Consider the following 25,315-nt stretch of genomic DNA (forward strand, 5'->3'; position numbering starts at 1 on the left):
TTTTAGCAGAAATATTTTTAGAAAAAATTTATTAGCTACCTCGATATAATTAAACCTTACCGTTACTCCGGTAAGGTCCCAAAAAAATGCCCAAATCAAAAAACTTGCAGTAGTATTAATTTACCGGTCACCCAGGAAATTCTGACCGTATCGGCTATAAACTCATTTGACAGTCCCAAAGTAGTCCCCCAGGATAAATTAGCCCCAACAAGCGGGTATTTAGCTCCTTCGATAGTAAGGCCGGTAACTTCTCCGGTAAGGGGAATAACCGAAAATAACTGCCCGGGTTTCCCTTTTAATGTAAGGGGATTTTTATTTATATAACCGATAAAATCGTGACCATACCAGGTAACGGGGTAGCTACATTTAGCAAGGAGTAGCAAATTTGCAAAAAAGTGGTCGCTCCGTCCCCCGGTTCCTCCTACCACTACAATCTCGGAAGCATCCAGGTCCTGCGCTGTTTGTACAGCTGCTTCTAAATCGGTAAAATCTTTTTCGGCAGGATAAATTTTAAGCTTTACCCCTTTTCTTTTAAACTCTTCCTGCAAGTTTTTCGGAAGCGAGTCCATATCCCCCAGTAAAAGATCGGGTATGACCTCCGGGGGCAAATGCCTTGCCCCACCATCGGCCACTATTAAGTAATCCTCCGGTGTTAAATCCGGTAAAAAGCCGGGGGCCTCACCCCCGGCAAAAATTATAACCCGCATTTACGTCACCTTCCGCAAGCGTTCAAAGATTTTCAGCAAGTAAACTGCCCCCAGGGTTAAAATTAATTCCGGCAGCAGGTAACTACCATTATAAATTGCCGAATACACCCAGGGGCTTTGACCTTTTGGCGCATAGCTCGCAAAAAACACCACTCCGGATATGAGGTGGGATAAAAACCGTCCAAGAATTGCCAGTACCACTCCCGGATACGGCGACTTTTTGACAAAAAGTCCCGCCAGGCCAAGGGCCCCAAAAGCCACCGGATAATCCAAAAGAAACTGAACGGGATGAACGAAATACGGTTCAATTAAATACTGTAACAAACCATACAAGACCCCTACCAGTAACCCCGGTAAAAGCCCTTCGGTATAAGCAAAATAAATTACCGGCAGCATGGATAAGAGCGTTACCGAACCCCCCTGGGGCATCTGCCAGATTTTTATGAAACTTAAAACCACAGCAAGAGCTAAAGCAAGCCCCCCGCGGGTCACCACCCGCAAGTCTAACCCTTTCATCAGCCACCCTCCTTTTTCCCGGCCACCAGACAAAAAAGCCCGTCTCCGGCAAAGCGGAAAACGGGCTTATCTTCCAGTTACCCCACTTTCCCTACGCCGGTATTACCCGGATCAGGTTCAAAGGGTTGGGAGAACTCTCCCTCTCAGCCGGTTTTGACCGGCACCCCCAGTGGCCGTTTAGTATTTTTTTACAATTATAACCGCTAAAAACCATTCTGTAAAGACCGATTTTCCAGAAGATACAAAGTTGCCCCTAAAAGCTGCTCCGACTCTTCCTCTTCTAAAAGTCTGGCCGCCATTTCCAGATATAAAGCCGGTACCCCTTTGGTAATGGTATCCAGAATTTTCTTGGCAATTTTTTTGAATCTGGCTTCTTCCAAATCCACCGGCTCCGGCAGTATTTCCCGCTTTAAGCGCTTATTTATTGCCTCTTCTATGGCTTTTAAAAGCTTTCTTTCCCGGTAGTTAATCAGGGTAATGGCCTTTCCTTCCCTGCCCGCCCGGCCGGTACGTCCAATACGGTGGATATAGCTTTCCGGGTTCTGGGGAATATCGAAATTGATGACATGGGAAACATCGGGAATGTCAAGGCCCCGGGCGGCTACATCGGTAGCCACCAAAAGTTCGGTTTTCCCGGCTTTAAAGCTTTTAATGGTCTGAGTGCGTTCCCGCTGGCTCATATCCCCGTGCAATCCTTTAGCTGCATAACCCCGGAAGTTTAATTGCTCTACTACCTCATCAACCCGCTTTTTGGTGCGACAAAACACAATAGCCTGGATGGGTAGCTCGCTGTTTAAGATACTGACAAGTCCCTCGATTTTTTCCGTTTCCGGAAGCTCGTAATATACCTGGCGAATCGCCGGCACGGTTTTTTCCCTGCCAACCAGTTTAACCGTTTTATACCCCCCTAAAAACTTTTTAATTATGGTTTTTATCGGAGCCGGCAGCGTTGCCGAGAAAAGCAAGGTTTGCTGGCGGTTGGTCAGGGTATTTAAAATTGCCTCGATATCATCGATAAAGCCCATATCCAGCATTTCATCGGCTTCGTCCAGGATAACAGTTTTGATCTCTGCCGCCGGAAAAGTCTTCCGGCCGATATGGTCTAAGATTCGTCCCGGGGTCCCCACAATCACTTCTACCCCCTGGCGAAGTCCCCGGATTTGCCGCTCAATAGCCTGGCCGCCGTATACCGCCAGAGCCCGGACTTTAAGATATTTTCCGAGTTTGGCCACTTCATCGGCCACCTGCAGTGCCAGCTCCCGGGTCGGAGTAACGATCAACACTTGAGCTTTCTTTCCCCGCTGAATTCTTTGTAACACCGGTAAAAGGTAGGCGGCGGTTTTTCCGGTTCCGGTAGGAGCCTGACCCACCAGGTTATGTCCTTCTAAAATAAGAGGAATAGCCTCCTTTTGAATGGGAGTAGGCATTTCAAACCCCAGGTCGTTCACCGCTTTTAAAAGCGGTGTGATTAATCCCAATTTTTTAAACTCTTCCATGAAAAACTCTCCTTTTTCCTTTTTTCATTTTTAATTTGGGCAAAATAGCTGGATTTATGCTTAAAACATAAAAAGCCTTTCTGCAGCTTGGCAGAAAGGCTTACCATTTCTTGCCTCATGTATTATAAACCATTCTTTTCCGTAATGCAAGGTTTATTTTATTTGTGAGAAGTATCACGGAAAAGTTTTTACCATTATTTTATAATGCAAGTAAAAGGAGGGACTTAGCCTTGCTCCGAAAGATTAGCCAGTATTACTATCTTCTCTTTTTTTCTGTAGCCGGTTTTTTCTTTTATAAGGCAGTAACTTTATTCCCCACCGAAGGGGTTTCGGCGTTAAAATACCGTTTTCCTTCAATCGAAGGCTTTCTCCCTATTTCAGCCCTGGTAGCTTTAAAAAGCTATTTATTTACCGGAGTTTTTGACCCGGTTCACCCGGCAGGACTTACGATTTTAATTTTAATTATTTTGAGTGCTTTTCTCTTTAAGCGCGGATTTTGCAGCCATATCTGCCCCATCGGTACCGTATCGGAACTTCTGTACCGTTTTCGAAAAAAAATAATCCCCGGAGATTTACTAATTCCAACCTGGTTTGGCTATTTACTTGCCGGCATTAAGTATCTTATCGCTTTGTTCTTTATAAAAGTAATTTTAATTGACATGCCACCGGAAGCTACCTGGCAGTTTGTCCAATCACCCTACAATGCGGTTGCCGATATTAAAATGCTGAAATTTTTCTTAAATCCTTCCGCTTTAACCGTAAAGGTACTTATCGTCTTAATAGTTTTATCCCTTACTTTTCCTCAATTCTGGTGCCGGTTTCTCTGTCCTTATGGAGCTTTCATAAATATTTTTGCTTTTTTCTCGCCCCTAACTATAAAAAGAAATAACGAAAGCTGTATTTCCTGTAAAAAATGCGATAAAATTTGTCCCGGCAATTTAAAGGTTTCGACCCTAAATGCCGTTACCTCTCCCGAATGTACGTTATGCTGTAGTTGCCTTGAAGTCTGTCCGGTAAAAAACACCTTGTTTCTTGGCAGCAGAATTGGAAAATTTACCTTAACCCCTTTTCAGTATTCTTTAATTCTTTTGGGCTTTTTTATTGGCGACATGATTATTGCTAAAATTACCGGACGCTGGCAGTCCACAGTATTACCAGAACTCTGGCAAGCTTATTACCCGCTGGTCGACAAGCTTACCCACTGAGGAGGAAGGATGGATGGGCTTCTCTCTTTTAAACCGGTATTACGATCTCTTGTTCCCGGCCAATGTTACGGTAGTAAATAGTTTAAAAAAACTTTTTACCCCGGCAAAAAAACTTTTGGACGCGGGCTGCGGTACCGGTAATTACGCCCTCTCTTTGGCCGAAAGCGGTTTTGAAGTAACGGGTATAGATATAAACCCTGAATTTGTAAGTCTGGCCCGGGAAAAGGCGCGGGGTAAAAACAATGTTAAATTTTTAATTTCAGACCTTACTGCCTTCCACTTAGAGGAACCTTTTGAGGGTATTTTTTGTATCGGCAACACCTTACCGGTTTTAGGAGAGGATGGTATAAAAAAAGCTCTGGCAAACTTTTTTAAACATTTACTTCCAGGAGGTCTCTTAGTAGGTCAAACGGTGAACTTTGCCTTATTTTTAAAAACCGGCGTTTTCCCTTTCCCCGAAAAAAAGCTTTTGGAGCTGGATTTAATTTTCCGCCGGCGGTACGAACTTTTTGGCGATTTGGTGCGGTTCTCCCTTGAACTTGTTTTCCTGCAAAAAGGAGAAATTTACACCGACCAGATGTTTTTATATCCGGTTACTGTGGAAAAGTTAAAAACCTTTTTGGAAGATGCCGGCTTTCGGGAAATCGGCTTTTACCGGGATTTCACCCTTACACCCTATGATCCCGAAGGTCGGGATTTAGTGTTTACTGCGCGAAAATAGGCAATTCCCCGCCTTATCGGGCGGGGAATTTTGTTGCATTTTTGTAGGGCCGGCTTCTGCCGATTAAACAAAAACTTTTATTGCTGATTTAACGCTTCCTTTTGGGCTTCATGCATTTCTTTCATGGCCTTGATCTGGTCTTTTATCTGGGTAAGCTGCTCCTTCGTCAGATTTTCGCCGGCAAAATCTTCTCTGCTCATTTTTTCATCGGTTTTTAAAATTAAATCCAGGATATCCTTATAAACGCTTTCGATTTCATTGGGCACCCGGACAATTTCCCATCCCCGGGTTTCGGGGTTCTGCCGTAAAACCGCAATACCTACAATTGCCATCTCGTTGGGCTGGTTTTCTAACTGGATTATCCGGACGTGACCGACAGTAGCAAACTCTCCCTTTTGGTCGGCAGGAAATACCTTAACCAGCCGGGACTTGACAATCTTCACCTGCTTGACCGATGCTTCCATATCCGCTTCGGAAATCATGTCCCGGGACATTTTGGTCATTAATTTATACGCCGGCTGCCAGCGGCCTTTTTCCAAAAGGGCATAAAAGGAAACCGCCGCATCCTCAGGAGTCGCGGTTTTCACCACTATCCCCGTTTCTTTATCCACAAACGCGCCGGGTCCAGCACCAATCGCCCCTCCCAAAGTCACTAACAGGATTAACTGTAATAAAAACGCTGCCACCAAAAAACGCTGCATCCTTTTCCCTCCCGCAGGTATACTATAACTAAAAAGTTATATTCTCTCTTTCTCCCCGATTTCCTGCAAAGCTACTTAAAAAAACCCTTGCAAATTACCGGACACTTACCACCTTCCATCCGCCCCACTCGCGGACCAAACCAATTTCTACCGTATATACTACATCCCCCTGGGCCACTCCCCGTTTAAATTCCCGGTAAAAAAAATTCCTGCAAAACTCGGGAAAAGTCGGTTCAAAGGAAAAACCCTGCTTCTCCATTTCATGGACAAAAATATCTAAAGATTTTAGTTTCTCTTGTGATAAATCGTCCTTTATGGTACGTGATAAATATGTAAAGGCAGTTTTGTTATCACCTTTTGCCAAAGCTCCTTCAAACTTACCAAACACGTCCTCCGGCTTTTCCCAGACCCGAAAACCATAAGCCAAGACACCAAGGATAACTAATAACAATAAAAATAAAATTCCAATCTTTTTAGCCAATAAAAATCCCTCCTTAAGAAGTAATTCGACTTCAAGGATGGATTCCCTGCTAATTTCAGACATAGTATTCTCAAAAATAGAATACACGGATAAAAATTCCAGCTAATAGCTACCAAATTAATGCGTTTCAAAAGTAAAAAAGCTGCCCATTTAATTTAGCAGCTCTTTTACTGGTCGCATTATCAGCTTTGATATACGACCACCCGCTGGTTTACGGTGTCGGTAATGTAAATCCGGCCCTGGTCATCAACGAAAAGCCCGTTGGGCAAAATAAATTGGTTTAGCTCAGCCCCTTTGCTGCCAAAGGTAAAGAGGAAATTACCCTGCTCATCAAAGCCACAAACCCGGCTATTTAAATTATCCACCACATACAGTACTCCCCGGCCATCTACTCCAACTCCCCGGGGGTTAATAAAGGAAAAGGTCTCACCATTGTTGTTGCCGCCGGTTAAAGTATAGGCATAACCGCCAAGGAGGTTAAAGACCTGCACCCGGTCGTTACCGGAGTCAGCGACATAAATCTTACCATTGGTAACCCAGACACAGTTAGGAGCCCTAAATTCACCGTTGGCAGTACCCATCTTCCCAAACTCCAAAACCTTCTTCCCGTCTAATGTAAACGCCGTTACTTTATTTTTCCCGACATCGGCCACATAAAGGCGGTTACCGGAAATGAACAAGCCAGCAGGACGACTGATATCTGAGGGGCTACCAAAATAGTACTGGAAAATCCCTTCACTGTTAAAGACGGAAATTTTACCGTTGTACATGTCGGCTACATAAACTTTTCCGTCCCCGTCCACTGCAATACCGTAGGGGAACTTGAACTGTCCTTTATCGGTACCGGGTTTACCAAAGGTAAAGAGAGGATTACCATCATAGTCAAAAACCTGGACCCTCTGATTGCCGGTGTCGGTTACATAAATTCGGTTTCCGGATACCGCCACCGCCATTGGCTTTTTAAAGGGATTCTGGTCGGTACCGTAAATCGCATATAAGAAAGCTGGTGGTCCAGGCGGCCCTATTTGCGGTACTATTTTCGGTACCGGGTTACGGTTAAGGAAATAAAAGATTATAAAAAATATTAACTCTATTATAAAAATCCATTTCAGAGTTCGTTTCAGCTTTTCCTGATCCCACCGCCAAAAAATATCTTTTAAGCGTACGGCAAGGGTATTATTGCTACTCATACCCTCCCTCCTTTACTTTTTATTGAGCCGTTCTAAAGCTTTTTTCGCTTCTTCAAATTTCGGATCAAACTCCAAAGCCGACTTGTACTGGTACTTTGCTTCTTCGATTTTACCCATTTTTTCATAGGTAACCCCTATTTCGTAAATTATCCTGGTTGATCCCGGGGAAAGTTTATAGGCTTCATTTAACTCTTTCAATGCTTCATTGTATTTTCCAAGCTTAGTATAGGCTATTCCGAGATTTAGGTGAGCATTGGAGCTTTTCGGCTGCAGGGCTACAGCCTTCTTTAAGGTGTTTGCCGCTAAATCATATTTACCGGTCTCAATATAAAGAATCCCCAGGTTTAAATAAGCCGGATAGTATTTTTTGTCTAAATCAATTGCTTTTTTGTATTGAGACAAGGCATTATTATAATCTTTCTTCTTAAAATAACCCCACCCCAAATCCACGTAGTTTTTCGGGTTTTTGGGGTCTTGAGCCACCTTCTGCTTGGCCACTTCAATAATCCGGTCTGCTATCGGTGTAGTATCGTAATTCTCCCAAAAAAAGGCTTTACCAATAATCACCCCAATGACAAACATTGTTGCTGTAAAAACAATTATTATTAAATACGCTACAAGCGGAGGCACCGGTTTGGGTGTTTTGACCGGTCTAACTTCCGTGCTCAAGACAAATCCCCCTTTTTTAATTTTTATGGCAACCGGTACAATACTTTTGATTATGACAGCGATAGCAACTGCTATCCCGTTTGGTCCCGGCATTTAAAGGTACCGGGTGGTTTTGCGCACCATTTTGAAAATATTTCTGGTGCGGGTTTAAAAGCTTTTTAGAAGTACCAGCCTTATTTCTCCCTTCCTGGAATTCTTTAAATAGGGCTTCCGCATTTTTGTGGCACTGCTGACACTGGCGAACATTATGACACCCAAAACAAAATCCTTGCAGCTTTGTACCGGGCGGAAGATTTACAGGGTGATTTTGCACCTGGTATGCAAAGAAATTATTATGCTGACCCCGGTGACATTGGATGCAGTAAGTTTTCTTTTCTCCCAAAACCTGCCCACCGGGTACCTGCAGCGTTTGCCTCTCTCCGGCAATAATGCTCTGTCCCGCGGTTTGAATCGGTGAACGCTGGCCCCAGTCGTGACAGGTAAGGCATCCCGAAATATCGTTTTTGGTCCTTAAGAGGCCATGAGAGGATATCCAGTCAACCGTATGGGTTACCGGCCTTTTGGAATGACAGCCATAGCAAAAACTGTTTCCTTTAATGTAAGCCCGCACCGGATCTTTTTCATTATATTCAATTCCAACATTAGAATAAGAGTGGCACAAATCACAATATTTTAAATTTTTGCGAGCAAGTTTTCCGTGGGTGGTGAGCCAGTCCGACGCCCGGTGGTCCTTGGGAGGCCGTATTTGCCGGTGACACGCTTCGCACTTTCTGGTCACGTTTCTTTGTTCATGACAGCTCATGCACAAACTCATTTTGGTCTTTACATTTTCCGGTATCATCTGGGACCTGGCGTAAGTTAAATTCCAGCGGCTGAAATCTCCGTCAATTGTTTCCTGGCGGTCCAGTATGTTTCCGTGGGCAATTCCTTTATGACATTCCAGACACTGAACTCCGGCCGACTTGTGTTTATCGTGGGGAACTATTAAGTCACCTGCCGGGGTAATAGCTCTTTTTGAGCCGTGACAGCGAGTGCAGTTGCGTTGAGGAAGGTCTTTTTTGAGGCTTATTGGCAGTAGATATTTTTTGGTAAAATGGAGGTAGGCAAAGTTGAACATTTTTCCCTTAAATCTAAATAAATTCCCAATCCCCGGCTCCACATGGCATTTTAAGCAGTTAACCTGGCTATGGGTTGAAGCTTTCCAGGTGTAATACTCCGGGCGCATTTCATGACAACCCTGACAGGTAATCGAAAGCGAGGTAACTTCAATTAAACTTATAGCAATTATTAATATAGTTAAGAATATTCCGCTGACAATTAAAATAATTTTTATCACTCTTTCTCCATTTGTTGGTCCCCTTACGTTCATTTCTTTGCCTCCTATAAAAAGCTATTCGATATCTGTAATATTTTTCCTCCCATAGTTACATATTTTTTAATCGACGATATTATATAAATTATGACATTTATTGTATTAAATAGAGTTTTGCTTATATAATCTCTTTTTCAAAATAATCGAAGCTATCTAAGAAATATTCCCCTTTCAACAAAATACGAGCATTTTATATCATTTTATATTAACCAAATGTGCGACTTGAAAATTCAAATAAATTGTAATAATAGCACTTCATTTTGTGATGGAAAAAATTTATACCACTGCCATAAAAAAAAAACGGCTCCACCGAGCCGTTAATTTCTATGATAAAAACTATATTCTTCTTTTGTTTTCCCTTCGCAGCTTAACCTATAGCAGTGGCAAGCTCAAAAACTCACCAATTTTATTTACAAGTTGACTCCCTCCCGGAGCTTTCTCTAATTCTTTTTTGTATTTGCCCGCAAGTTCGGTATTACCCGCTTTGCTTTCCAAAACCGTCAACCAGAGAAGACTTTCCGCCGCTAAATCGGTTTTCTCTTTAGAAACCAAAAGATTTTCCCGGGCCTTAGCAAAATCTTTTAAGAAATAATAAGCAATCCCCACATTTAACTTTACTTCCGGCGTAACTGAAAGTACCGGAGCTACCACCTGAAGTTTTCGGGTTTCGGGAGTGTATTTGGTAATTTGTTTTTCTTCCAAATCCCGCACTTTAACTACTTTATTAAAATACTCCCGCGCCTTTGTTAGGTCACCATTTCTCACCGCTGCTAAACCGCACATCATGTTTACCCGCGCTGCAGCATCATAAACTACCGCCATGAACGGCGCATCGCTTATAAATTTATCGGTTAAATTCGCCGCTTTATCTATCTGCCCGGTCTGGTAATAGAGGTAAGAAAGTTCAATTTTTTTGTAGGGATCATATTTGCTTTTTGCCACCGCTTTTTCCGCCTGGAGGAGCGCATTATTTAAATCACCAAAAGACTTGTAAATATCCCTTAATTTTTCGTTATAAGAAGCATTAAAGGGATTATAGCGAGCAGCATTTTCCATTACATTTTTTAGACCTTGTAAATCTTGAGCTTGATAGTAGCTGTATGCAGAATATTCATAATGACTTGCAGTAGCAAGCATTCCCACAAAAATTAAAAGCCCAATCGCAATAACTGAGATTAAGGTAAAATAGTGGATGCTGTTAAACTGTACTTTCCTTTTGTTTTTCTCCGGTAGTGGTTTAGAAATAGCTGTAAAGTACAAAGTTCTTATAAAGCCAAGGGCTAAAAACAAAACCAAGGAAAGGGCGGCTAACGACAAATCAAAGTCAATCGCCGCATGACCAGCAATATTTATAATTACCGCTCCCAGGGTAACGACCTCAAAGGAAAGCCAGTAATCGCTGGTTTTTCTCCAAAGATTAATAAAGTATTTGAAAAAACTTCCGATTATGGTAACAATAGTTGCTACCCCTAACACTCCCGTTTCAACAAAGAGCTGCAGGTAGTAACTGTGCACCTGGGTGGAAATATAAAAATAACTTTGAAATGCCCGGTAAGCTTCCCCCCAGCCTCCACCCCCCCAGCCAATAAGAGGACTTTTCAAAAACATTTTCAGGGCATCCCGGTAAAAATAACCCCGTTCGCTAGCGTTACGAATTCGCAGCAATTCGTAAATTTTCTCCCTTAATACTTCATTAGATAAAACCAAAATCAAACCGCCTATTAAAGCCACCACCATAAATCCAAGAAACATATAAATTAATGGTTTCTTGTATTTTGTAAAGGTTGTAATAACTGCTTTATTTAAAACTATGAACTGGATAATAACCTCGATCATTATTGCTATAATTAAGCCAACTAAAAACCAGAGCCACGAGTTCCCGGTCTGACCCGTAACATCCACGTGATATATAAAGCTTTTTATCACCACAAAAGCTAATGCTAAATTTAAAAATAAATGAAAGAAAATGGCAAATCTTTTCCCGGGCGGCTGAAAAATAAAGTATAAAACCATTACGGCTAAAAATACCATTAAGCCACCGTTGGATTTGGTCCCAAGAAGTACCGTTAAAATAATATAGTTTCCAATCCCGTAAAAATAACGTAAAGCTTTATTGGAACTTACCCACAGGTAAATACCAATTAAAAAAGCCGCTGCTAAATAACTTGCCAAAGCATTGGGATATTGAAAAGAAGAGTAAATTCGACCACTTAAATACCCATCCCGAATATTAATTACTCCCGTTGCCGTCATAAGGCCTGCAAGGGATACACCAATTGCTGCCAGATAAACCGCATGAAGTAAAACCCTTCGCGCATTCTGGTTAGCCCCGAAGCGGGTAGCCAGCCAGAATACCAAAAAGTATAAAACGTTTTGGACAAATTCATCGACAGCAAAGCCTATATTGGCTGCATTAATTATTGAAATTAAATAAATTATTGGTAGTGCCAACACGGCATAATCTAAAGTTAATTGTAAAAACTTTGGCTTTTTCTCCCCAAGCTCTAAAGTATAAACTAGCCAAACTAAAATAATCGCCCAGAGAGTTGCTACTTCCTGCTCATATTCAAAAAATAGGCCCCGGTAAAAAGGCGGTAATAAAAATAAAAGGCTGAATCCTAAAAGTAAGATAAACCACATTGTTTTATAAGGCTTTGCTTCATCTAGATAAGGAATTTTAAATTTAAATGTTCTCTCACCGTCCACAGCCATTACCTCCCTTATTTTCTATTCGTTTAACATAGGAAAAATCCTGCTGCCAAAAGATAGCACCTTTAAAAAATAATACTTTTAAATTAGAAGGATTTTTGTATCTTTTTAGCGAAATTATTAAGAAATTAACAATTTTACTTATAGGTGGCACCCATGAAAAAAGCTTTTTTATACATTTTATCATTAATTTTCATATCAATAATTTTAATACCAAATAACGTACAAGCCAACTTATTGCCAGTTTATGGCAATAACGGACAAAAAGGTAGTTACCTTCCAGTTCAAACAAAAGTTTATAACAATGTCTATGGAATGGTCTCTGCCTTTAACCCGGACGATCTTACAAATTTCCCTTATGAAGTCTATCTGCCCAATGAAAATAACCCTGCCTTGTACAGGGTCCACAGCAATTTTACCAAAAATACCGATAGCTGCGCCTCCTGCCACTCTACTCATACATCAGTAGGTCCGGGCCTCTTGCAGTGGTATTCCGATTACGCTACCTGTATGGCCTGCCACGATGGTACCGTTACCACTACCTACAACGTGTTAGACGGCAAAATCCAAAACAGTAATGTTTTAACCAATAGCGGGGTTTTCGGCCGTGGCAAAGAAGAATTTTTATCGGCTCATAATGCTTCGGGTATTATCGAAGTTTCTTCGGTGCCAGGGGAAGTCTATATCAGCACTGCCCAAGCCGATTTAAATGGCGATGGCATAAACGACCGCTGGAGTATTCCTTTTACCTGTACCAGCTGTCATGACCCCCACGGTGCCGGAGGAAATGCCCGGCTTTTATCCCCTAACCCCAACGGACAGGCTTATTTAAATAAAAAAGAAGGGGTTTTAATGGCGAAGATTTCCAGTACCGAGTATACGGTGTATCCCGGAGCTACCGCTAACTCGGTAGGCGAGGTGACGTATACTCCTTACCGCTGGCTTACCGGTTATGAATACGAACGTCTTACCAAAATTAGCTCCAACGAAGGATATATTGACCCCTCTTACTATACCATTGATAACTCCCGGGGTTATACAGTGATTAAATTCACTTATGCACCAACGGTACCGCTTTATGCTTATTTTGTACCGGCTATCAGGGTAGTAATGGGTATTGAAAATTACCTTTCAATTGCTTCAGACAAACCGGAAAAAGTAACGTATATAAGCGGTATCTCGGAATTTTGCGCCTCCTGTCACCCTTCGTACTATACCACGGTGGTAGGCAATACTTACAGTTTTACGGAAAATTACCGCCACCCGGTAGATATCACCGTTTATCCGGAGCTGGCTTCAACTTTAAGCGCGGTTTATAACATCAAGTTTGAATACGACCCGGTTACCGGAACTTTTTCCAAAATAAACTGTCTTACCTGCCATACGGCTCACGGAGTTGATCAGGATTACTGGCTGAAAACCGGTACAGTACCGGAGGAAGCCTATGAAAATACCGGGTCCTCGGCTTTAAAACGGCTTCCCAATATGAAAAGTTGCGTACTGTGCCATCCGGATAAAACCGGCTATTTTATGGAATCTCCTACTCCAACCAACTACTATCAGGGCAGCAGTCAGTACGTGGGAAGTTTAGCCTGCAAGAGCTGTCACCAGAATTATTATAGGGGATGGCAAAAGACAGCCCATGCGAGGACCATTGGTTTTGGTTTTAATAGCATAGTAGCTGATGCGGTTTATCCTTTGGAACCGTCGGTTAACGGTTTTAGCTACCGCTTTACCTACAGCGGACTAAATGATTTTATCGCCAGTCCAGGCAACCTTCTGTACCGGCTGATTGATTCAACCCGGGCGGATGTTTATCCCGAGCAGGTCACCTTAAGCGTTGGTTTTAAGTGGCTGCAGAGCTATGCGGTTTATGACACAACTTATAATCTTCTTTCGGGAAGCTTTAATGTTCCCGCAAAGAAGTTCACCGTATTTTCCGGAGTTTATGACTTAAACTCCTGTTTGGGCTGCCATGGCACCGGTTTTAAAGTTACTACCGTAAATAGCGAAACCTCTGAAGTCACCGGTTACGAACTGGTCGAAATGGGTGTTGGCTGTGAAGCCTGTCACGGTCCCGGTAAAAACCACACTGAAAACCCCAATCACTACAATATTTATAATCCCAAATACCAGACGCCAGCGCTTAGAACCAGTTTATGCGGCCAGTGCCATAGTAAAGGCATAAGCCTTTTATACCGGCAGCAAACAGTAATGGGACTAACTTACCGGGAAGACTTCCTACCACCGGTAGGACAAAGAGTTTATCCCTGGAGTGAAGAGTGGTATACCTACGGGATTATCCCGGGGTTAAATGACCCAATTTACGGTGCAGATAATTTAGGACCGTATCTGGTAGAAAGTTCAATGCCAACACCAATATTGTCACTTCAGAATTTATTCTATCCTGCCGTAGATGGTATTTACCGGGATGCCCGGGCTCAAAACGAGTATCCGGCTTACAGGCAAAGCCTCCATTATAAAACCGGCAGTTTAGCCTGCAACGACTGCCACAACAGTCACGGCACCAATTTACTGGGGGAATCTCTTAAAACTACCCAGGGGCAGCTTTGCTTCTCCTGCCACGATGGAACCCGAATGCCAGCGGTGGATATGCCCAAAACCGCATCACTTATTGATAGTATCTATCTAAGCTCCCACACCTTTGGGGGATATCAACCTTAAAAGCCATGGCCTTAGGCCATGGCTTTTTAAAGCTGGTAACTGGCAACCCGTTTCTTTAAACCGTCGGTTATTTCCTTAAGTTTTTGCGAGGTAGCCGCTAGTTCCTGAGTACTTGCGGAAATCTCTTCAATAACTGCAGCAATAGCTTGAGCCGCCCCTGACACTTCCTCGCTGGCCGCAGCTTGAATCCCGGTTTTCTCGGAAACCGTTGCCATATGGCTCACTACCTCTTCAACATTAGCGTTAATCTCACTAAAGGCTTGACTCAGTCTTGCAAGGGCCATTACTCCGTTTTGCGTCATGGTAACCGCAGTACTGGTTTTGAACTGGACATCTTTCACAATTTCCTCAATTTTTTTCACAGACTCCCGGGATTTATCGGCAAGTTTGCGCACCTCCTCGGCAACTACCGCAAAACCGCGCCCGGCTTCCCCGGCCAGGGCAGCTTCAATCGCCGCATTTAACGCCAAAAGTGAAGTTTGGTCGGCTATTTCGTTTATCACCTCTAAGATTGCGGCAATGCTGGCTGAATTTTTCTCTAACTCGTTAATGCTCTGCTTGATGCTCTCCATTTCCCGTTGGGCAGTTTCACTTTGTACTACTCCATTTTGGGTAAGCTCGCGCGTTTTTCGCGCCAGGTTTTCCGTCGCAAGAGCAAACCTGGCTACTTCGTTAATTTCCTGGGCGAGCTTTTCTAAAGAAAGGGTTAAATTTTGAATTTGCCCTACCTGATGCTGGGTTCCTGTGGCTACCTGTTCCAGAGCAGCGGTCAGGCTTTCAATGATTTCCCCTTGAGTTTTGGCATCTTTTCCCGCAAATTTTATGGAGTTATAAACCACCTTTCCGAGAAACTTAAAGGTTTCTCCCAGTTCTTTAAAGCTGCCTTTTGGCGGCGGTGTATACTCCACAAGTTCTTTAAGGTTCCGGTTTTTTACCGCTTCTCCCAATCGTAAAAGCCTTTTCCTTTCCTCATTTTCCTTTAAATATATGAAATAATTAGCTATGGTAGTTAGGCCTAACCCGATGCCGAGGACCAGTGCCAAAATATTTTCGGTAATAACTCCCGCCCCAATCCCGGTAAGACCTAAAAGTACGTTTAACCACTGGTACCAGTTATATATTTTCATCTTCATCTTTCCACCTCATTTTTGTTTCTTTTATTTTACCAACTCTTCTTAATCGTTGTAAATTGTAGATTAAAAAAACACCTTTAGGGTTTGGATACCATCCCTAAAGGTGCTGGGTTTTAACCTTTATAAAATATGGCTGGCCACATGTTCCTTTAAAGCCGCATTAATCTCGGTAAGTTTTTTAGAAGTTGCAGCTATTTCCTGGGTGCTGGCGGAAATTTCTTCAATGACCGCAGCTATGGTCTGGGCTGCCCCCGATACTTCCTCGCTAGCAGCAGCTTGGATTTCGGTTTTTTCGGAAACTTGAGCCATATATTCAGTCATTTCTTGGACATGAGTATTTATTTCATTAAACGCCTGGCTTAAACTGGTAATAGCAGCAACACCGTTTTTAGTATTGTTTACTGCCACTTTAGTCTTGCCCTGTACATCTTTAATAATTTCCTCAATCTTCATAACCGATTCCCTGGATTTATCGGCAAGTTTTCTTACCTCATCAGCAACGACCGCAAAACCTCTTCCTGCCTCTCCAGCTCGAGCCGCTTCAATTGCTGCATTTAAAGCCAAAAGCGATGTTTGATCGGCAATTTCATTGATCACTTCTAAGATAGCAGCTATGTTAGCAGAATTTTTTTCTAAATCATTAATACTTTGACTTATGCTCTCCATTTCCTGCCCAGCTACTTCGCTTTGTTTGACTCCTTTTTGGGTAAGCTCGCGGGCTCTTTGGGCAAGCTGTTCGGTATTAGCGGCTAACTTAGCCACCTCATTAATCTCCTTCGCTAGTTTTTCTAAAGATAGCGTTAAGTTTTGAATTTGCCCTACCTGGTGCTGAGTACCGGTTGCCACCTGTTCAAAGGCCGAAGTTAAACTCTCAATAATCTCCGACTGCGTCTGGGCATCCTCTCCGGCATATTTTACCGAATTATAGATCTGCTCCCCCAGGAACTTAAAGGTTTCTCCTAATTCATTAAGAATGCCCTTTTGCGGCGGTTGATAGTTTAATAATTCTCTTAAGTTTTTATTTTTAGCCGCTACACCAAATTCTAATATTTTGGCAAACTCTTTTTTTTCTTTAAGGTAAATAAAGTAATAGCCCCAAAGGTTGGTAATGACCAAAATACCGCCAATTAAAAGAAAAAGAAAATTGCTATAAATTATTCCGAAAACTATCCCACTTATTCCGCCTAAGACAAGATTTAACCAGTAAAACCAGTTGTTGTAGTTCATTTTTTCACCCCAATGATAATATATTTTTCCGCTTAACTTTTATTTTATTATTTTCGAAAATTACTGTAAATTAGAAAAAGCTTTTTACAAGGTTTTAAGCATGAAAAAACCCCGCCGAATTTTGACGGGGTTTTTGGTATTATTCGTAAATCCAGGTATCGAGAGTTTTTTCGTAACTAAGAAGTTCTTCTTCCTTGAAAAAAAGGGCAATTTCCCGGGCAGCCGACTCCGGTGAATCGGAGCCGTGAATTACATTTCTCCCCACATCGATACCGTAGGTACCCCTGATAGTCCCCGGCAGGGCTTTTAGGGGATTGGTAGCCCCCATCATTTCCCGGGCAGTGGCTATTACCTCTTTTCCTTCCCAAACCATGGCCACCACCGGTCCCGAGGTAATAAAGTTCACCAGTCCCTCAAAAAACGGCTTACCCTTATGTTCGCCGTAGTGGGTTTCCGCCAGCTCCCGGCTGATTTGCATAAGTTTTAATCCCACTAATTTAAACCCGCGTTTTTCAAAACGGCTAATAATTTCCCCGACCAATCCCCTTTGCACTCCATCGGGTTTTACCATGATAAAGGTTCGTTCCATAAGAAAATATTCTCCCCCTTTTTCTGTATTTGGAAAAGCCTCCCGGAAAACGGGAGGCTTCTTACTTACTGGAGAGCATCTCCAGGTGAATCGTTATTTCCATTTACCCTGGGCTTGATTAAGCCATTTTCTTTCATTAACTTTTCAAACTCTTCCCCTTCCATCGTTTCCACTTCCATTAGTTTTGTCGCTACAAGGTGAAGCACATTAATATTTTTCTTTAAAATCTCCTCCGCCCGGCTATAACAGCTATCAATAATTTTTCTTACTTCTTTATCAATGGTATAGGCTATTTCTTCGGAATAATTTCTATCCCGGGCCAAATCCCGGCCTAAAAACACCGCTTCGGTACCTTTACCAAAGGTCAGAGGGCCCAATTCTTCGCTCATTCCGTATTCCATAACCATGCGCCGGGCAGTTTCGGTAGCCCGCTCTAAGTCGTTTCTGGCTCCGGTACTGATATCTTCCAAAACCAGCGCCTCCGCTACCCGACCTCCCAAAAGCATGGTAATTTCATCGAGAAGCTGTGATTTAGTCATATATGAGCGGTCTTCTTCGGGTAACAGTAAAGTATAGCCCCCGGCCCGTCCCCGGGGAATAATGGAAATCTTGTGGACCGGGTCGGTATGGGGAAGGAGGTAACCGACCATGGCATGGCCCGCCTCATGGTAAGCTACAAGCCGCTTCTCCCGTTCGGAAATGACCTTGCTTTTCTTTTCCGGACCGGCAATAACCCTTTCAATTGCTTCTTCCATCTCTTCCATGTTAATAACTTTCTTATTGCGGCGAGCAGCAAGCAGAGCCGCTTCGTTTACCATATTTGCTAAATCAGCACCGGTAAAACCTGGGGTACGCCGGGCCAGAACATCCAAATCCACATCATCTCCCAGCGGTTTCCCTTTAACGTGAACTTTTAAGATTTCCTTGCGACCGTTAATATCCGGAGTATCCACCACTATGTGTCGGTCGAAACGTCCCGGCCGCAAAAGGGCTGGATCTAAAATGTCCGGTCGGTTGGTAGCGGCAATAATGATAATTCCTTCGTTGGAATTAAAGCCGTCCATTTCCACCAACAGCTGGTTTAAGGTTTGCTCCCGTTCGTCGTGACCGCCACCTAACCCCGCTCCCCGCTGCCGACCAACAGCATCAATCTCATCAATAAAAACAATGCAGGGAGCATTTTTCTTGGCCTGCTCAAAAAGATCCCTGACCCGGGAAGCACCAACCCCTACAAACATCTCCACAAAATCGGAGCCGCTAATGCTAAAAAACGGCACCCCCGCTTCACCGGCTATTGCCCGGGCCAGCAAAGTTTTCCCGGTACCCGGTTGGCCAAAAAGGAGAACGCCCTTGGGAATTCTGGCTCCTAATTCGTTATACTTCCGGGGGTTTTTCAAAAACTCGACGATTTCCGCCAATTCTTCCTTTACTTCATCAATCCCAGCCACATCGGCAAAGGTAACCCGTTTTTTCTCATCGGTATGCAGCTTGGCCCGGCTTTTGCCGAAGGACATCACCCGGTTACCCCCGCCCTGGGCCTGTTGCATAAAGAAAAAGAACAAACCCACCATTAAAAGGACCGGTAACAGGGAACTTAAAAGGTTGGCCCAAAAGGCCGGTTCTTTCGGCGGCATAATTTCTACCGTAACATTCATCTTTTTTAGATCTTTATAAAGTTCAGCATCTTCCAGGGGCCCCCGGGTTTTAAACCTGGTTCCATCCCTTAAAACCCCTGAAATTTCATTAATTGTCCGGTCCGTCTGAATCGCTACCGACGCTACCTGCCCTTTTTCCAAAAGGCTATAAAACTCATCATATTTCAAATCGCGAATAGAAGTTGCCGACGGCCGGGAATAGTTTATGAGCATTACTGCAACCAAAACAATCAACAAATAAATTGCTAAATTTTTTAATACTTTATTCAAAGTTGAGCACTCCTCTCACAGCTTTCCATCATTATGCTACAAAATTTTATCATAATTTCAACAACTTTTCAATAATTCAAGGTTTACCGCAAAGGGAATAAGGTCAGAATCCTCACTGTTTTTAAATAAATCCCCGGTCCCCAATCCTTCTACCCAGGCAATTTGACCGTTTACTTCAATAATTAGTAAACGATCCCTTATATCCCTGGGTATTTTTTGTTCTATCAACCATTCTTTTAATTTTTTGGTGTGCCCCCTGAAGGTAAATCGATCGCCAGGACGGCGATTTCTGACGATTACACCGCTACTTTTGGCAAGAAATAAATCAAATTTACCATTAAAAGCCGGAGTTAAGGTAATCTTTTTCCCCGCTTCGGGAATTTCTAAACTTCCCGGAGGAATCAATTCATATCCAAAGCTAACCTTTGGTTGCCAAAGATTTTTTTCAAGAAAAAGTTTTCCGTAGGATAGCTTGGCCCGCATCCCCCGGGGCAAGAGGAAATAGCGGGTCCCTTTTATATCGTTACAAAAGGCCAGTAAATTTTCAATGTGCTCCTGGTATAAATCCCTTTTACTGCCTGTTGCCTGTTCCCAAAACTTGCGCAACAAAAGTCCAGCTTCCGCCCTGGAAAGGTTTTGCAGCACCGGTACCTTTAAGTACTGGCCTTCTTTAACAAAAGCTTCTTGCCACAGTTTATTTAAGTAATTATCAAGCACCTGGTTTTCTTCCTGTTTAATCAGGGCAAGATTAAAAAGCCGCTCTTCGATATCGGTTGCAAACTCTTCATTTATAAACGGAAAAAGCTTTAAACGTACTTTATTACGCAAATACTTGGGCACAAGGTTGGAAGAATCAACCCGGTAGGGTATATTCTTCCGTTCAACAAAACTCATCACTTCCCGGCGAAAAACCGTATATAATGGTCTAATAATCCTATCCCGCACCGGCCAAATTCCACAGAGCCCCTCCGTTCCCGCTCCCCGCAAAATATTCATCATCACCGTCTCTGCTACATCCGAAGCGGTATGAGCTAACGCTATTTTATCCGCTCCTGTTTTTTCCAAAACTTCATAAAAAAATTCATACCGTTTTTGCCGGGCTACCGCCTGTAAATTTTCCCGCAAATCTTTTAAATCATCAAGCTTTTTTACATGAAAATTTATGCCGTATTTTCGGGTAAAATCCAGGACCAACTCCTCATCTAAATCGCTTTCCCTTCCCCTTAAACCGTGATTTACATGAACAACCTCAAGGGAAAAATCCACTTCTTCCCGGTATTTGAGCAAACAAAAAAGGAGAGCCATGGAGTCGGGGCCACCCGATACCCCTACCACTACTTTCTCTCCGGGATTAATCATCTGATATTTTTGTACGGTTTTAACAAACTTAGCGTACAACCCGTTCACTCCTTGTCTTTTCAAAGAAACGAACCACAATTACTGTCTGGTCATCGGTAATGACATTCTGGTGGCGTAATTTGGCATGGGCAAGGAAATATTCGGCTAAAATCTCGGGGGATAAATCATTGTCTTCCAAAAGAATTTTTACCACCCGCTCTTCTCCCCCTAAAGCTTCTAAAAGCCCATCGCTCATCAGCACTAAAACATCTCCGGGAAATAATATTTGCCGTTTTTCCCTGTGCTTAAGCTCAATTCCACTCCCCAGGGGTAAATTTTCCCCGGTAATTTTTTCAACTGCCGCCCCTCTTTTTAAAAAGGAGGTAACCGCTCCCCGTTTATAAAAAGTTACCTGACGACTTATTAAATCAATCAAAGCAAGATCTAAAGTTAAGTACCGTTCCTGCCGGTTTTTTAAACGGATCAGGGCATCTACCGCTTCTAGCGCTTTCGGCGGACTTAAACCAAAGGATAAAAGTCTTTCGACCATTAACAGGCAGGCACTGCTCTCCCTGCGGGCCAGCTCCCCGCTGCCCATGCCATCGGACAGCATTACCGCCAGTTTTCCCGGGGAGTATCGCACCACCCGGTAACTATCGCCCGACACCTTTTCTCCGGTTTTTCCCGCCATTCCTATACCAATTCTACCCTCTAAATCTTCCATAGGCAAGTAATTTAAATGACATTCTCCTCCATCGGTCTGACCACACCGTTTTTGTTGAAGAACAAACTCTCCTCCGGTTTCTTCCCGTAAGATTACCGGAATTTTGTTCAGGCAAGGCTTGGTTCCGGAACACCTGACAGATTTAACTTCTACGACCATCCCCCTTCCACCGGTGGGTTTGGCCAGAACCGTTTCCACCGGTAGGTTTTCTTCCCAAAGTCTTTTAAAAATTTTTACCGTATTTTTTTGATCATAAACAAAATCCAGATCCAAAGCCTTATTTAATTCCAAAAAGATTTCTCCCACACCCTTGAGCTGGCTTTTGGTCAGCTGCTCTTCTTCATAAAGTTTTTTCTGCCAGCGACTTTTTTCTTTTTCCATGATGAAGGTAAAAAGAAGCTCGTTTAAAAATTCCTGGATTCTAAGACAGCGCTTGTAAAAAAACCCCGGAACATCCGATTTAAATAATTGCCCCTTATTTTCCAGGATTGTTAGCATTTCCAGTAGCGCATGGTAAGTTCCAAAAAACTCTCGCTCCCAGCAAAGCCGGGTAAAAGTGCAATTCTGGCAGGTATCCTTGGGAAAGCGCTCCACTACCTCTTCTATCCGAAACTCCGGAATTACTTCCGGCCCTAACGTTGCTGACAGTTCTAAAAAAGAATTTCCCAGGTCCAAAAACAGTTCCCGGCATTCATTCATCCTTTCCCGGGCAATTTCCCGGGGCTGGTTCATAAACAACTGAAATTTCCTGGTAACGCTGTCCAGCATTTCCTTTAATCCGTCAAGGTACCGGTTAGGTATGAGTAAAAATATTCCGGAAGCAGCCAGCATTTGGTAGGCAAGCCCTTTGGCCGCTGAAAGGCTTTGCAAGTAAAAAGCCAACACCACATCTGCTAACAAAAAACCAATTAAAGCACCAATTTTACCGAACTGGCGAAAGATGCCGGAAAGTAAACCGGCAAAGGTGTAGATTCCTATATTTTCTAAAGGAAGGCCGTTACCAAAACATAATATTACCCCTAAAACCGCCCCACCGGCCGCTCCAAGGCCCGGGCCACCGGAAAAGGCGGTAAGAAGCACTGTAAGATGAATAATGGTTTGTTTAACTTCTAAGGGACCAAGGAAAAACCCGGGAAAGCCTATCAAAGCCGAGCCAATTACAAACATTAAAGGCAACAGTTCTTCGCCGGTTACAATTTTACCCGGGCCGCCTTTTAAAGCCGGAAAAGCCAGGAAAAATACCACACTTAAAATTGCTGAAAAAGAAGCATCAAGGCCAATTTTGATAAAATCCAAAGGGGTGCCGGAAAAGGCTTTATCAAAATATACGCCAAAAAAAGCAACAACGCAAAAAACCACCAGCGGTAAAACAACGGTCTTTTTCTTGAAATTTAAGTTTTTAAGAAGTATTCCCGCTAAAATAAACAGTACCAAAAGCTGCGAAAACTTATAAATTATATAACGCTCGGGTATAATAAAGATTTGTCCTAATAAAAGGAAAACAAATAGAAAAAAAGCTTCCCCCAGTCCCAGATAAGCGACCGCCGCTCCTAAAAATGCCGGCCCAAAGGGATAAAGGTCTCCCGCCAGCGAAGCTCTTCCCAAAGAAAAGGCTAAAACCGGAAAAATTATGTCACCAAGTTTCAATTTTTTAAGCGGCCTTTTAACCTCCGGGGCTTTTACATTACTCTTTCTACGGGCAAAGGGATAGATCTTGGTTTCCAAAAAAAATCCTCCTTTTTCAAGGCTTCTAATGGTTATTATAGCCTTGCAAGGAGGAAATTTTTGTCATTTTAAAGTTTTGGCCCTTTATTTTCTTTCGACACCGTCATTTCTTTAAGTTTTCCTAATAGCAGGTCCCCTTCGCCCACAATTAGCCCGGAAAGCCGGGCGGTGGTTAGAACTTCAATTAATATTTTACAGCCATAAACGATAATATCTGCTCGCTCGGGTAAAAGTCCCGGTACCTTTTGGCGTTCGGGTAAGGGTAAACTTTCTAAATAATTATGGATTTCTCTAAGCCGCGGTAATTCAATAGTATGCCCCTCCACTTTGCGGGGATCGTATTTTTCTAACTTCAGGTCAATTGCTGCTAAAGTTGTAGCGGTACCACCAACCGCCACCACCGGTTCATGAAAATAGGGAGTTATTTTCCCGACAAAATCCCGTAAAAGTTTCAGCAAACCCTCCTTGTCTACAGCCTCCATTAATCTTACTGCCCCAACTGGGACACTTTGAAATAAGGTTTTCCCCCGTTCCTGCCAAATAAACTCAATACTCCCGCCGCCCAAATCGATAACCGCAGGTTCGTTTAAATAAGGTAATGATAGCTTTACTCCCTGATAAGAATAATAAGCTTCCTCCTCGCCCGTTAAAACCTCAAGGGTTATACCGGTTGCGCTTTTTATTTTATCCACAAACTCCCTTTGATTTTTAGCATCGCGCACCGCACTGGTGGCAAAAATCACTATCTCATCAGTAAATTCCCGGGCTTTTTCAACAAATTCTACAACCACCCTCAAGGTTCGCTCCATCGCCTCTTCTTTTAAATACCCCGAGTTTATCCCTTGGCCAATACGGGTGGTCCTCAAGTCCCGGTACTCTTCGTAAAATTTACCATTGTTAAAAGAACCAACTAAAACCCGTACCGAATTTGTTCCGATATCAATCACTGCTGGCATCTTTATTTCCCTTCTTTTCAATTACAATTACTTTTTCTCCAGGTTTTACAAACCCCATCTCCCTGGCGCGAGTTTCAAAGTACGAGTTATTTTTTAGCCTCTTAATATCTTCTAACAGCTTCTCATTATCCGCTTTTAGCTCATAAACCTCTGCCGATAGAGCTTTAACTTCCCGGTGCATAATGTAAAGTTTGTAAACCTCAAAACCAAAGCTCACCATTATGTATAAAAGAAACGCCAAAAATACCGCCGACCAAAAGTTTTTTTTCTTATTTCTTTTATTGTAACCGGCATAATACCGCGGCATTATTCTTCCTCCCCTTCATCCCCGGGATCAAAAAGTCTCAGATGATCCCCTGGAATTACTATCACTACCTGGTAGCCTTTGCTTTTGGCACGATTATAAAGGGTGGCAACGGAACTCACATTAATTTTTAATTTTTTGGCAACCTGTTCGTTGGTGTAACCCATTTCTTTTAGCACTACCACTTGCCGTTCGCGAAAGCTTAATTTTTCTGCCCCTCGAATTTCAATCTGCATTTATCTTCACCTTATTTACAACTTATCCACAGTTTATTAACAATTGTGGACAAACTTTGGACAAGTTATGGACAAAATGTGGACAAAATCTTACTAAATTTATTCGTGCTAATTTACGTTTTTCCTTTCGAACTGGTGTTTTTATTTAAAATAAAATAATATAAAACTATTCCGGTAATTATTCCCAAAAAGCCGTAACTCCTCACCTCTCCCTGACTGAAAAAGAGAAAATACCCCAAAATTAAGCCTCCTACTGCGGTAAAATAAAGAATATCCGCTACAAAATAGGGAAAAAATTTCTTCCTGCGTCTAAACTTTCGCTTTAAAATAAGGTTTTCCAAAAAATAAAGGCCGCAAAATGTCAAACCCAAGGCCACGGCCACCAAAAACAAAATAACTTCTCTAATTTGTCCTGCTACCGAAATAGGCGCTCCCAAACCTTCTTACCCCTTTCTTTAGCCTTTACACCCTCTTCCGGATAGGTAAATTCCTTTAAAAACCCTTCAACTATCAAAGTTCCTGCCTCCAGATTCAGTCCGGTAATAAAAAGGCTTTCTCCCTTAAGAACCACAAATCCCTGGACACTTTCAACCAGGATCTCCTGGTCATTAAAGCTTAAAACCTGCTTTATTCCTGAAAGCTTAACGGTTTTGCGGTCATAAATTTCTACTTTATGCAAAGTAGCCTCGTCCATACTTCCCCCCCT

At 42.8% G+C, this 25,315-nt stretch carries 23 protein-coding genes and 1 riboswitch; of the genes, 3 read left to right on the forward strand and 20 right to left on the reverse strand.

Annotation, left to right across the window (positions count from 1 at the left end; genetic code table 11):
• Nucleotides 1-95: 95 nt before the first annotated feature.
• The 3 genes from CARFE_RS0103190 to CARFE_RS0103200 all read right to left on the reverse strand — a co-directional run bounded on the left by CARFE_RS0103190 (nt 96) and on the right by CARFE_RS0103200 (nt 2,719).
• Nucleotides 96-707, reverse strand: coding sequence for a thiamine diphosphokinase (locus CARFE_RS0103190; protein ID WP_028051716.1), 612 nt, complete (start codon nt 705-707; stop codon nt 96-98).
• Entirely contained in the window at nt 708-1,223 is a 516-nt protein-coding gene (gene thiT / locus CARFE_RS0103195; RefSeq protein ID WP_028051717.1) for an energy-coupled thiamine transporter ThiT, read from the reverse strand.
• A 70-nt stretch (nt 1,224-1,293) separates the two neighbouring features.
• A riboswitch (TPP riboswitch) is annotated at nt 1,294-1,401 on the reverse strand.
• A gap of 25 nt (nt 1,402-1,426) precedes the next feature.
• Nucleotides 1,427-2,719 (reverse strand): DEAD/DEAH box helicase, encoded by a 1,293-nt coding sequence (locus CARFE_RS0103200; protein ID WP_028051718.1) that lies wholly within the window; start codon nt 2,717-2,719, stop codon nt 1,427-1,429.
• 230 nt (nt 2,720-2,949) lie between these two features.
• Here CARFE_RS0103200 and CARFE_RS0103210 point away from each other — a divergent pair, with 230 nt between their 5' ends.
• Nucleotides 2,950-3,924, forward strand: coding sequence for a 4Fe-4S binding protein (locus CARFE_RS0103210; RefSeq protein ID WP_028051719.1), 975 nt, complete (start codon nt 2,950-2,952; stop codon nt 3,922-3,924).
• 13 nt (nt 3,925-3,937) lie between these two features.
• Nucleotides 3,938-4,645 (forward strand): class I SAM-dependent methyltransferase, encoded by a 708-nt coding sequence (locus CARFE_RS0103215; RefSeq protein ID WP_028051720.1) that lies wholly within the window; start codon nt 3,938-3,940, stop codon nt 4,643-4,645.
• Between the two features lie 77 nt (nt 4,646-4,722).
• Here the strand turns inward: CARFE_RS0103215 and CARFE_RS0103220 are convergent, their stop codons facing one another.
• The 6 genes from CARFE_RS0103220 to CARFE_RS0103245 form a co-directional block, all read right to left on the reverse strand.
• The gene (locus CARFE_RS0103220; protein ID WP_028051721.1) at nt 4,723-5,346 is read right to left on the reverse strand and encodes a hypothetical protein; all 624 of its coding nucleotides are present in this window, start codon (nt 5,344-5,346) and stop codon (nt 4,723-4,725) included.
• 94 nt (nt 5,347-5,440) lie between these two features.
• On the reverse strand, nt 5,441-5,827 hold the full coding sequence (locus CARFE_RS0103225) for a hypothetical protein (RefSeq protein ID WP_028051722.1): 387 nt from the start codon (nt 5,825-5,827) through the stop codon (nt 5,441-5,443).
• Nucleotides 5,828-6,009: 182 nt separating this feature from the next.
• Nucleotides 6,010-7,017, reverse strand: a complete 1,008-nt coding sequence (locus CARFE_RS14095; RefSeq protein ID WP_051250133.1) for a 6-bladed beta-propeller — start codon at nt 7,015-7,017, stop codon at nt 6,010-6,012.
• A 12-nt stretch (nt 7,018-7,029) separates the two neighbouring features.
• Nucleotides 7,030-7,686 carry a tetratricopeptide repeat protein gene (locus CARFE_RS14100; protein WP_051250134.1) on the reverse strand — a complete coding sequence of 219 codons (657 nt, stop codon included), beginning with the start codon at nt 7,684-7,686 and terminating at the stop codon, nt 7,030-7,032.
• A 16-nt stretch (nt 7,687-7,702) separates the two neighbouring features.
• Complete coding sequence (locus CARFE_RS0103240; protein ID WP_028051723.1) at nt 7,703-9,055, reverse strand: cytochrome c3 family protein; 1,353 nt, start codon at nt 9,053-9,055, stop codon at nt 7,703-7,705.
• A gap of 375 nt (nt 9,056-9,430) precedes the next feature.
• A complete protein-coding gene (locus tag CARFE_RS0103245; RefSeq protein WP_028051724.1) occupies nt 9,431-11,764 on the reverse strand; it encodes an O-antigen ligase family protein in 2,334 nt (777 codons plus the stop codon).
• Between the two features lie 159 nt (nt 11,765-11,923).
• On the opposite strand from CARFE_RS0103245, the gene CARFE_RS0103250 reads away from it, so the two are divergent.
• On the forward strand, nt 11,924-14,452 hold the full coding sequence (locus CARFE_RS0103250) for a cytochrome c3 family protein (protein WP_028051725.1): 2,529 nt from the start codon (nt 11,924-11,926) through the stop codon (nt 14,450-14,452).
• 26 nt (nt 14,453-14,478) lie between these two features.
• Here the strand turns inward: CARFE_RS0103250 and CARFE_RS0103255 are convergent, their stop codons facing one another.
• The 11 genes from CARFE_RS0103255 to yabP all read right to left on the reverse strand — a co-directional run bounded on the left by CARFE_RS0103255 (nt 14,479) and on the right by yabP (nt 25,303).
• Nucleotides 14,479-15,585 (reverse strand): methyl-accepting chemotaxis protein, encoded by a 1,107-nt coding sequence (locus CARFE_RS0103255; protein WP_084138736.1) that lies wholly within the window; start codon nt 15,583-15,585, stop codon nt 14,479-14,481.
• A gap of 120 nt (nt 15,586-15,705) precedes the next feature.
• Nucleotides 15,706-16,812, reverse strand: coding sequence for a methyl-accepting chemotaxis protein (locus CARFE_RS14105; RefSeq protein ID WP_034541526.1), 1,107 nt, complete (start codon nt 16,810-16,812; stop codon nt 15,706-15,708).
• Nucleotides 16,813-16,951: 139 nt separating this feature from the next.
• Nucleotides 16,952-17,401 (reverse strand): nucleoside-diphosphate kinase, encoded by a 450-nt coding sequence (gene ndk, locus CARFE_RS0103265; RefSeq protein WP_028051727.1) that lies wholly within the window; start codon nt 17,399-17,401, stop codon nt 16,952-16,954.
• 65 nt (nt 17,402-17,466) lie between these two features.
• Complete coding sequence (ftsH, locus tag CARFE_RS0103270) at nt 17,467-19,326, reverse strand: ATP-dependent zinc metalloprotease FtsH (protein WP_028051728.1); 1,860 nt, start codon at nt 19,324-19,326, stop codon at nt 17,467-17,469.
• Between the two features lie 57 nt (nt 19,327-19,383).
• Nucleotides 19,384-20,724 carry a tRNA lysidine(34) synthetase TilS gene (gene tilS, locus CARFE_RS0103275; RefSeq protein ID WP_028051729.1) on the reverse strand — a complete coding sequence of 447 codons (1,341 nt, stop codon included), beginning with the start codon at nt 20,722-20,724 and terminating at the stop codon, nt 19,384-19,386.
• Nucleotides 20,714-23,113: a stage II sporulation protein E gene (gene spoIIE, locus CARFE_RS0103280; protein ID WP_028051730.1), complete on the reverse strand. Its 2,400-nt coding sequence runs from the start codon at nt 23,111-23,113 to the stop codon at nt 20,714-20,716. The genes tilS and spoIIE overlap by 11 nt, the downstream gene beginning before the upstream one ends.
• Nucleotides 23,114-23,181: 68 nt before the next feature.
• On the reverse strand, nt 23,182-24,069 hold the full coding sequence (locus CARFE_RS0103285) for a Ppx/GppA phosphatase family protein (RefSeq protein WP_034541528.1): 888 nt from the start codon (nt 24,067-24,069) through the stop codon (nt 23,182-23,184).
• Nucleotides 24,053-24,376 carry an FtsB family cell division protein gene (locus CARFE_RS0103290; protein WP_028051732.1) on the reverse strand — a complete coding sequence of 108 codons (324 nt, stop codon included), beginning with the start codon at nt 24,374-24,376 and terminating at the stop codon, nt 24,053-24,055. The genes CARFE_RS0103285 and CARFE_RS0103290 overlap by 17 nt, the downstream gene beginning before the upstream one ends.
• Nucleotides 24,376-24,609, reverse strand: a complete 234-nt coding sequence (locus CARFE_RS0103295) for an RNA polymerase sigma factor (RefSeq protein ID WP_028051733.1) — start codon at nt 24,607-24,609, stop codon at nt 24,376-24,378. The genes CARFE_RS0103290 and CARFE_RS0103295 overlap by 1 nt, the downstream gene beginning before the upstream one ends.
• A gap of 113 nt (nt 24,610-24,722) precedes the next feature.
• The gene (gene yabQ / locus CARFE_RS0103300; RefSeq protein ID WP_011343156.1) at nt 24,723-25,046 is read right to left on the reverse strand and encodes a spore cortex biosynthesis protein YabQ; all 324 of its coding nucleotides are present in this window, start codon (nt 25,044-25,046) and stop codon (nt 24,723-24,725) included.
• Nucleotides 25,025-25,303: a sporulation protein YabP gene (gene yabP, locus CARFE_RS0103305; RefSeq protein WP_011343155.1), complete on the reverse strand. Its 279-nt coding sequence runs from the start codon at nt 25,301-25,303 to the stop codon at nt 25,025-25,027. The genes yabQ and yabP overlap by 22 nt, the downstream gene beginning before the upstream one ends.
• Nucleotides 25,304-25,315 lie beyond the last annotated feature (12 nt).

This window comes from Carboxydothermus ferrireducens DSM 11255 (assembly GCF_000427565.1).
Lineage (GTDB): Bacteria > Bacillota > Z-2901 > Carboxydothermales > Carboxydothermaceae > Carboxydothermus > Carboxydothermus hydrogenoformans.

Coding starts and splice junctions, on each gene's coding strand:
- thiT (WP_028051717.1), bottom strand. CDS start 1,223: ATGAAAGGGTTAGACTTGCGGGTGGTGACCCGCGGGGGGCTTGCTTTA.
- CARFE_RS0103255 (WP_084138736.1), bottom strand. CDS start 15,585: ATGAAGATGAAAATATATAACTGGTACCAGTGGTTAAACGTACTTTTA.
- CARFE_RS0103295 (WP_028051733.1), bottom strand. CDS start 24,609: ATGCAGATTGAAATTCGAGGGGCAGAAAAATTAAGCTTTCGCGAACGG.
- CARFE_RS0103215 (WP_028051720.1), top strand. CDS start 3,938: ATGGGCTTCTCTCTTTTAAACCGGTATTACGATCTCTTGTTCCCGGCC.
- CARFE_RS0103290 (WP_028051732.1), bottom strand. CDS start 24,376: ATGCCGCGGTATTATGCCGGTTACAATAAAAGAAATAAGAAAAAAAAC.
- CARFE_RS14095 (WP_051250133.1), bottom strand. CDS start 7,017: ATGAGTAGCAATAATACCCTTGCCGTACGCTTAAAAGATATTTTTTGG.
- ndk (WP_028051727.1), bottom strand. CDS start 17,401: ATGGAACGAACCTTTATCATGGTAAAACCCGATGGAGTGCAAAGGGGA.
- yabP (WP_011343155.1), bottom strand. CDS start 25,303: ATGGACGAGGCTACTTTGCATAAAGTAGAAATTTATGACCGCAAAACC.
- CARFE_RS0103240 (WP_028051723.1), bottom strand. CDS start 9,055: ATGAACGTAAGGGGACCAACAAATGGAGAAAGAGTGATAAAAATTATT.
- CARFE_RS0103250 (WP_028051725.1), top strand. CDS start 11,924: ATGAAAAAAGCTTTTTTATACATTTTATCATTAATTTTCATATCAATA.
- CARFE_RS0103200 (WP_028051718.1), bottom strand. CDS start 2,719: ATGGAAGAGTTTAAAAAATTGGGATTAATCACACCGCTTTTAAAAGCG.
- CARFE_RS14105 (WP_034541526.1), bottom strand. CDS start 16,812: ATGAACTACAACAACTGGTTTTACTGGTTAAATCTTGTCTTAGGCGGA.
- CARFE_RS0103285 (WP_034541528.1), bottom strand. CDS start 24,069: ATGCCAGCAGTGATTGATATCGGAACAAATTCGGTACGGGTTTTAGTT.
- CARFE_RS0103190 (WP_028051716.1), bottom strand. CDS start 707: ATGCGGGTTATAATTTTTGCCGGGGGTGAGGCCCCCGGCTTTTTACCG.
- CARFE_RS0103220 (WP_028051721.1), bottom strand. CDS start 5,346: ATGCAGCGTTTTTTGGTGGCAGCGTTTTTATTACAGTTAATCCTGTTA.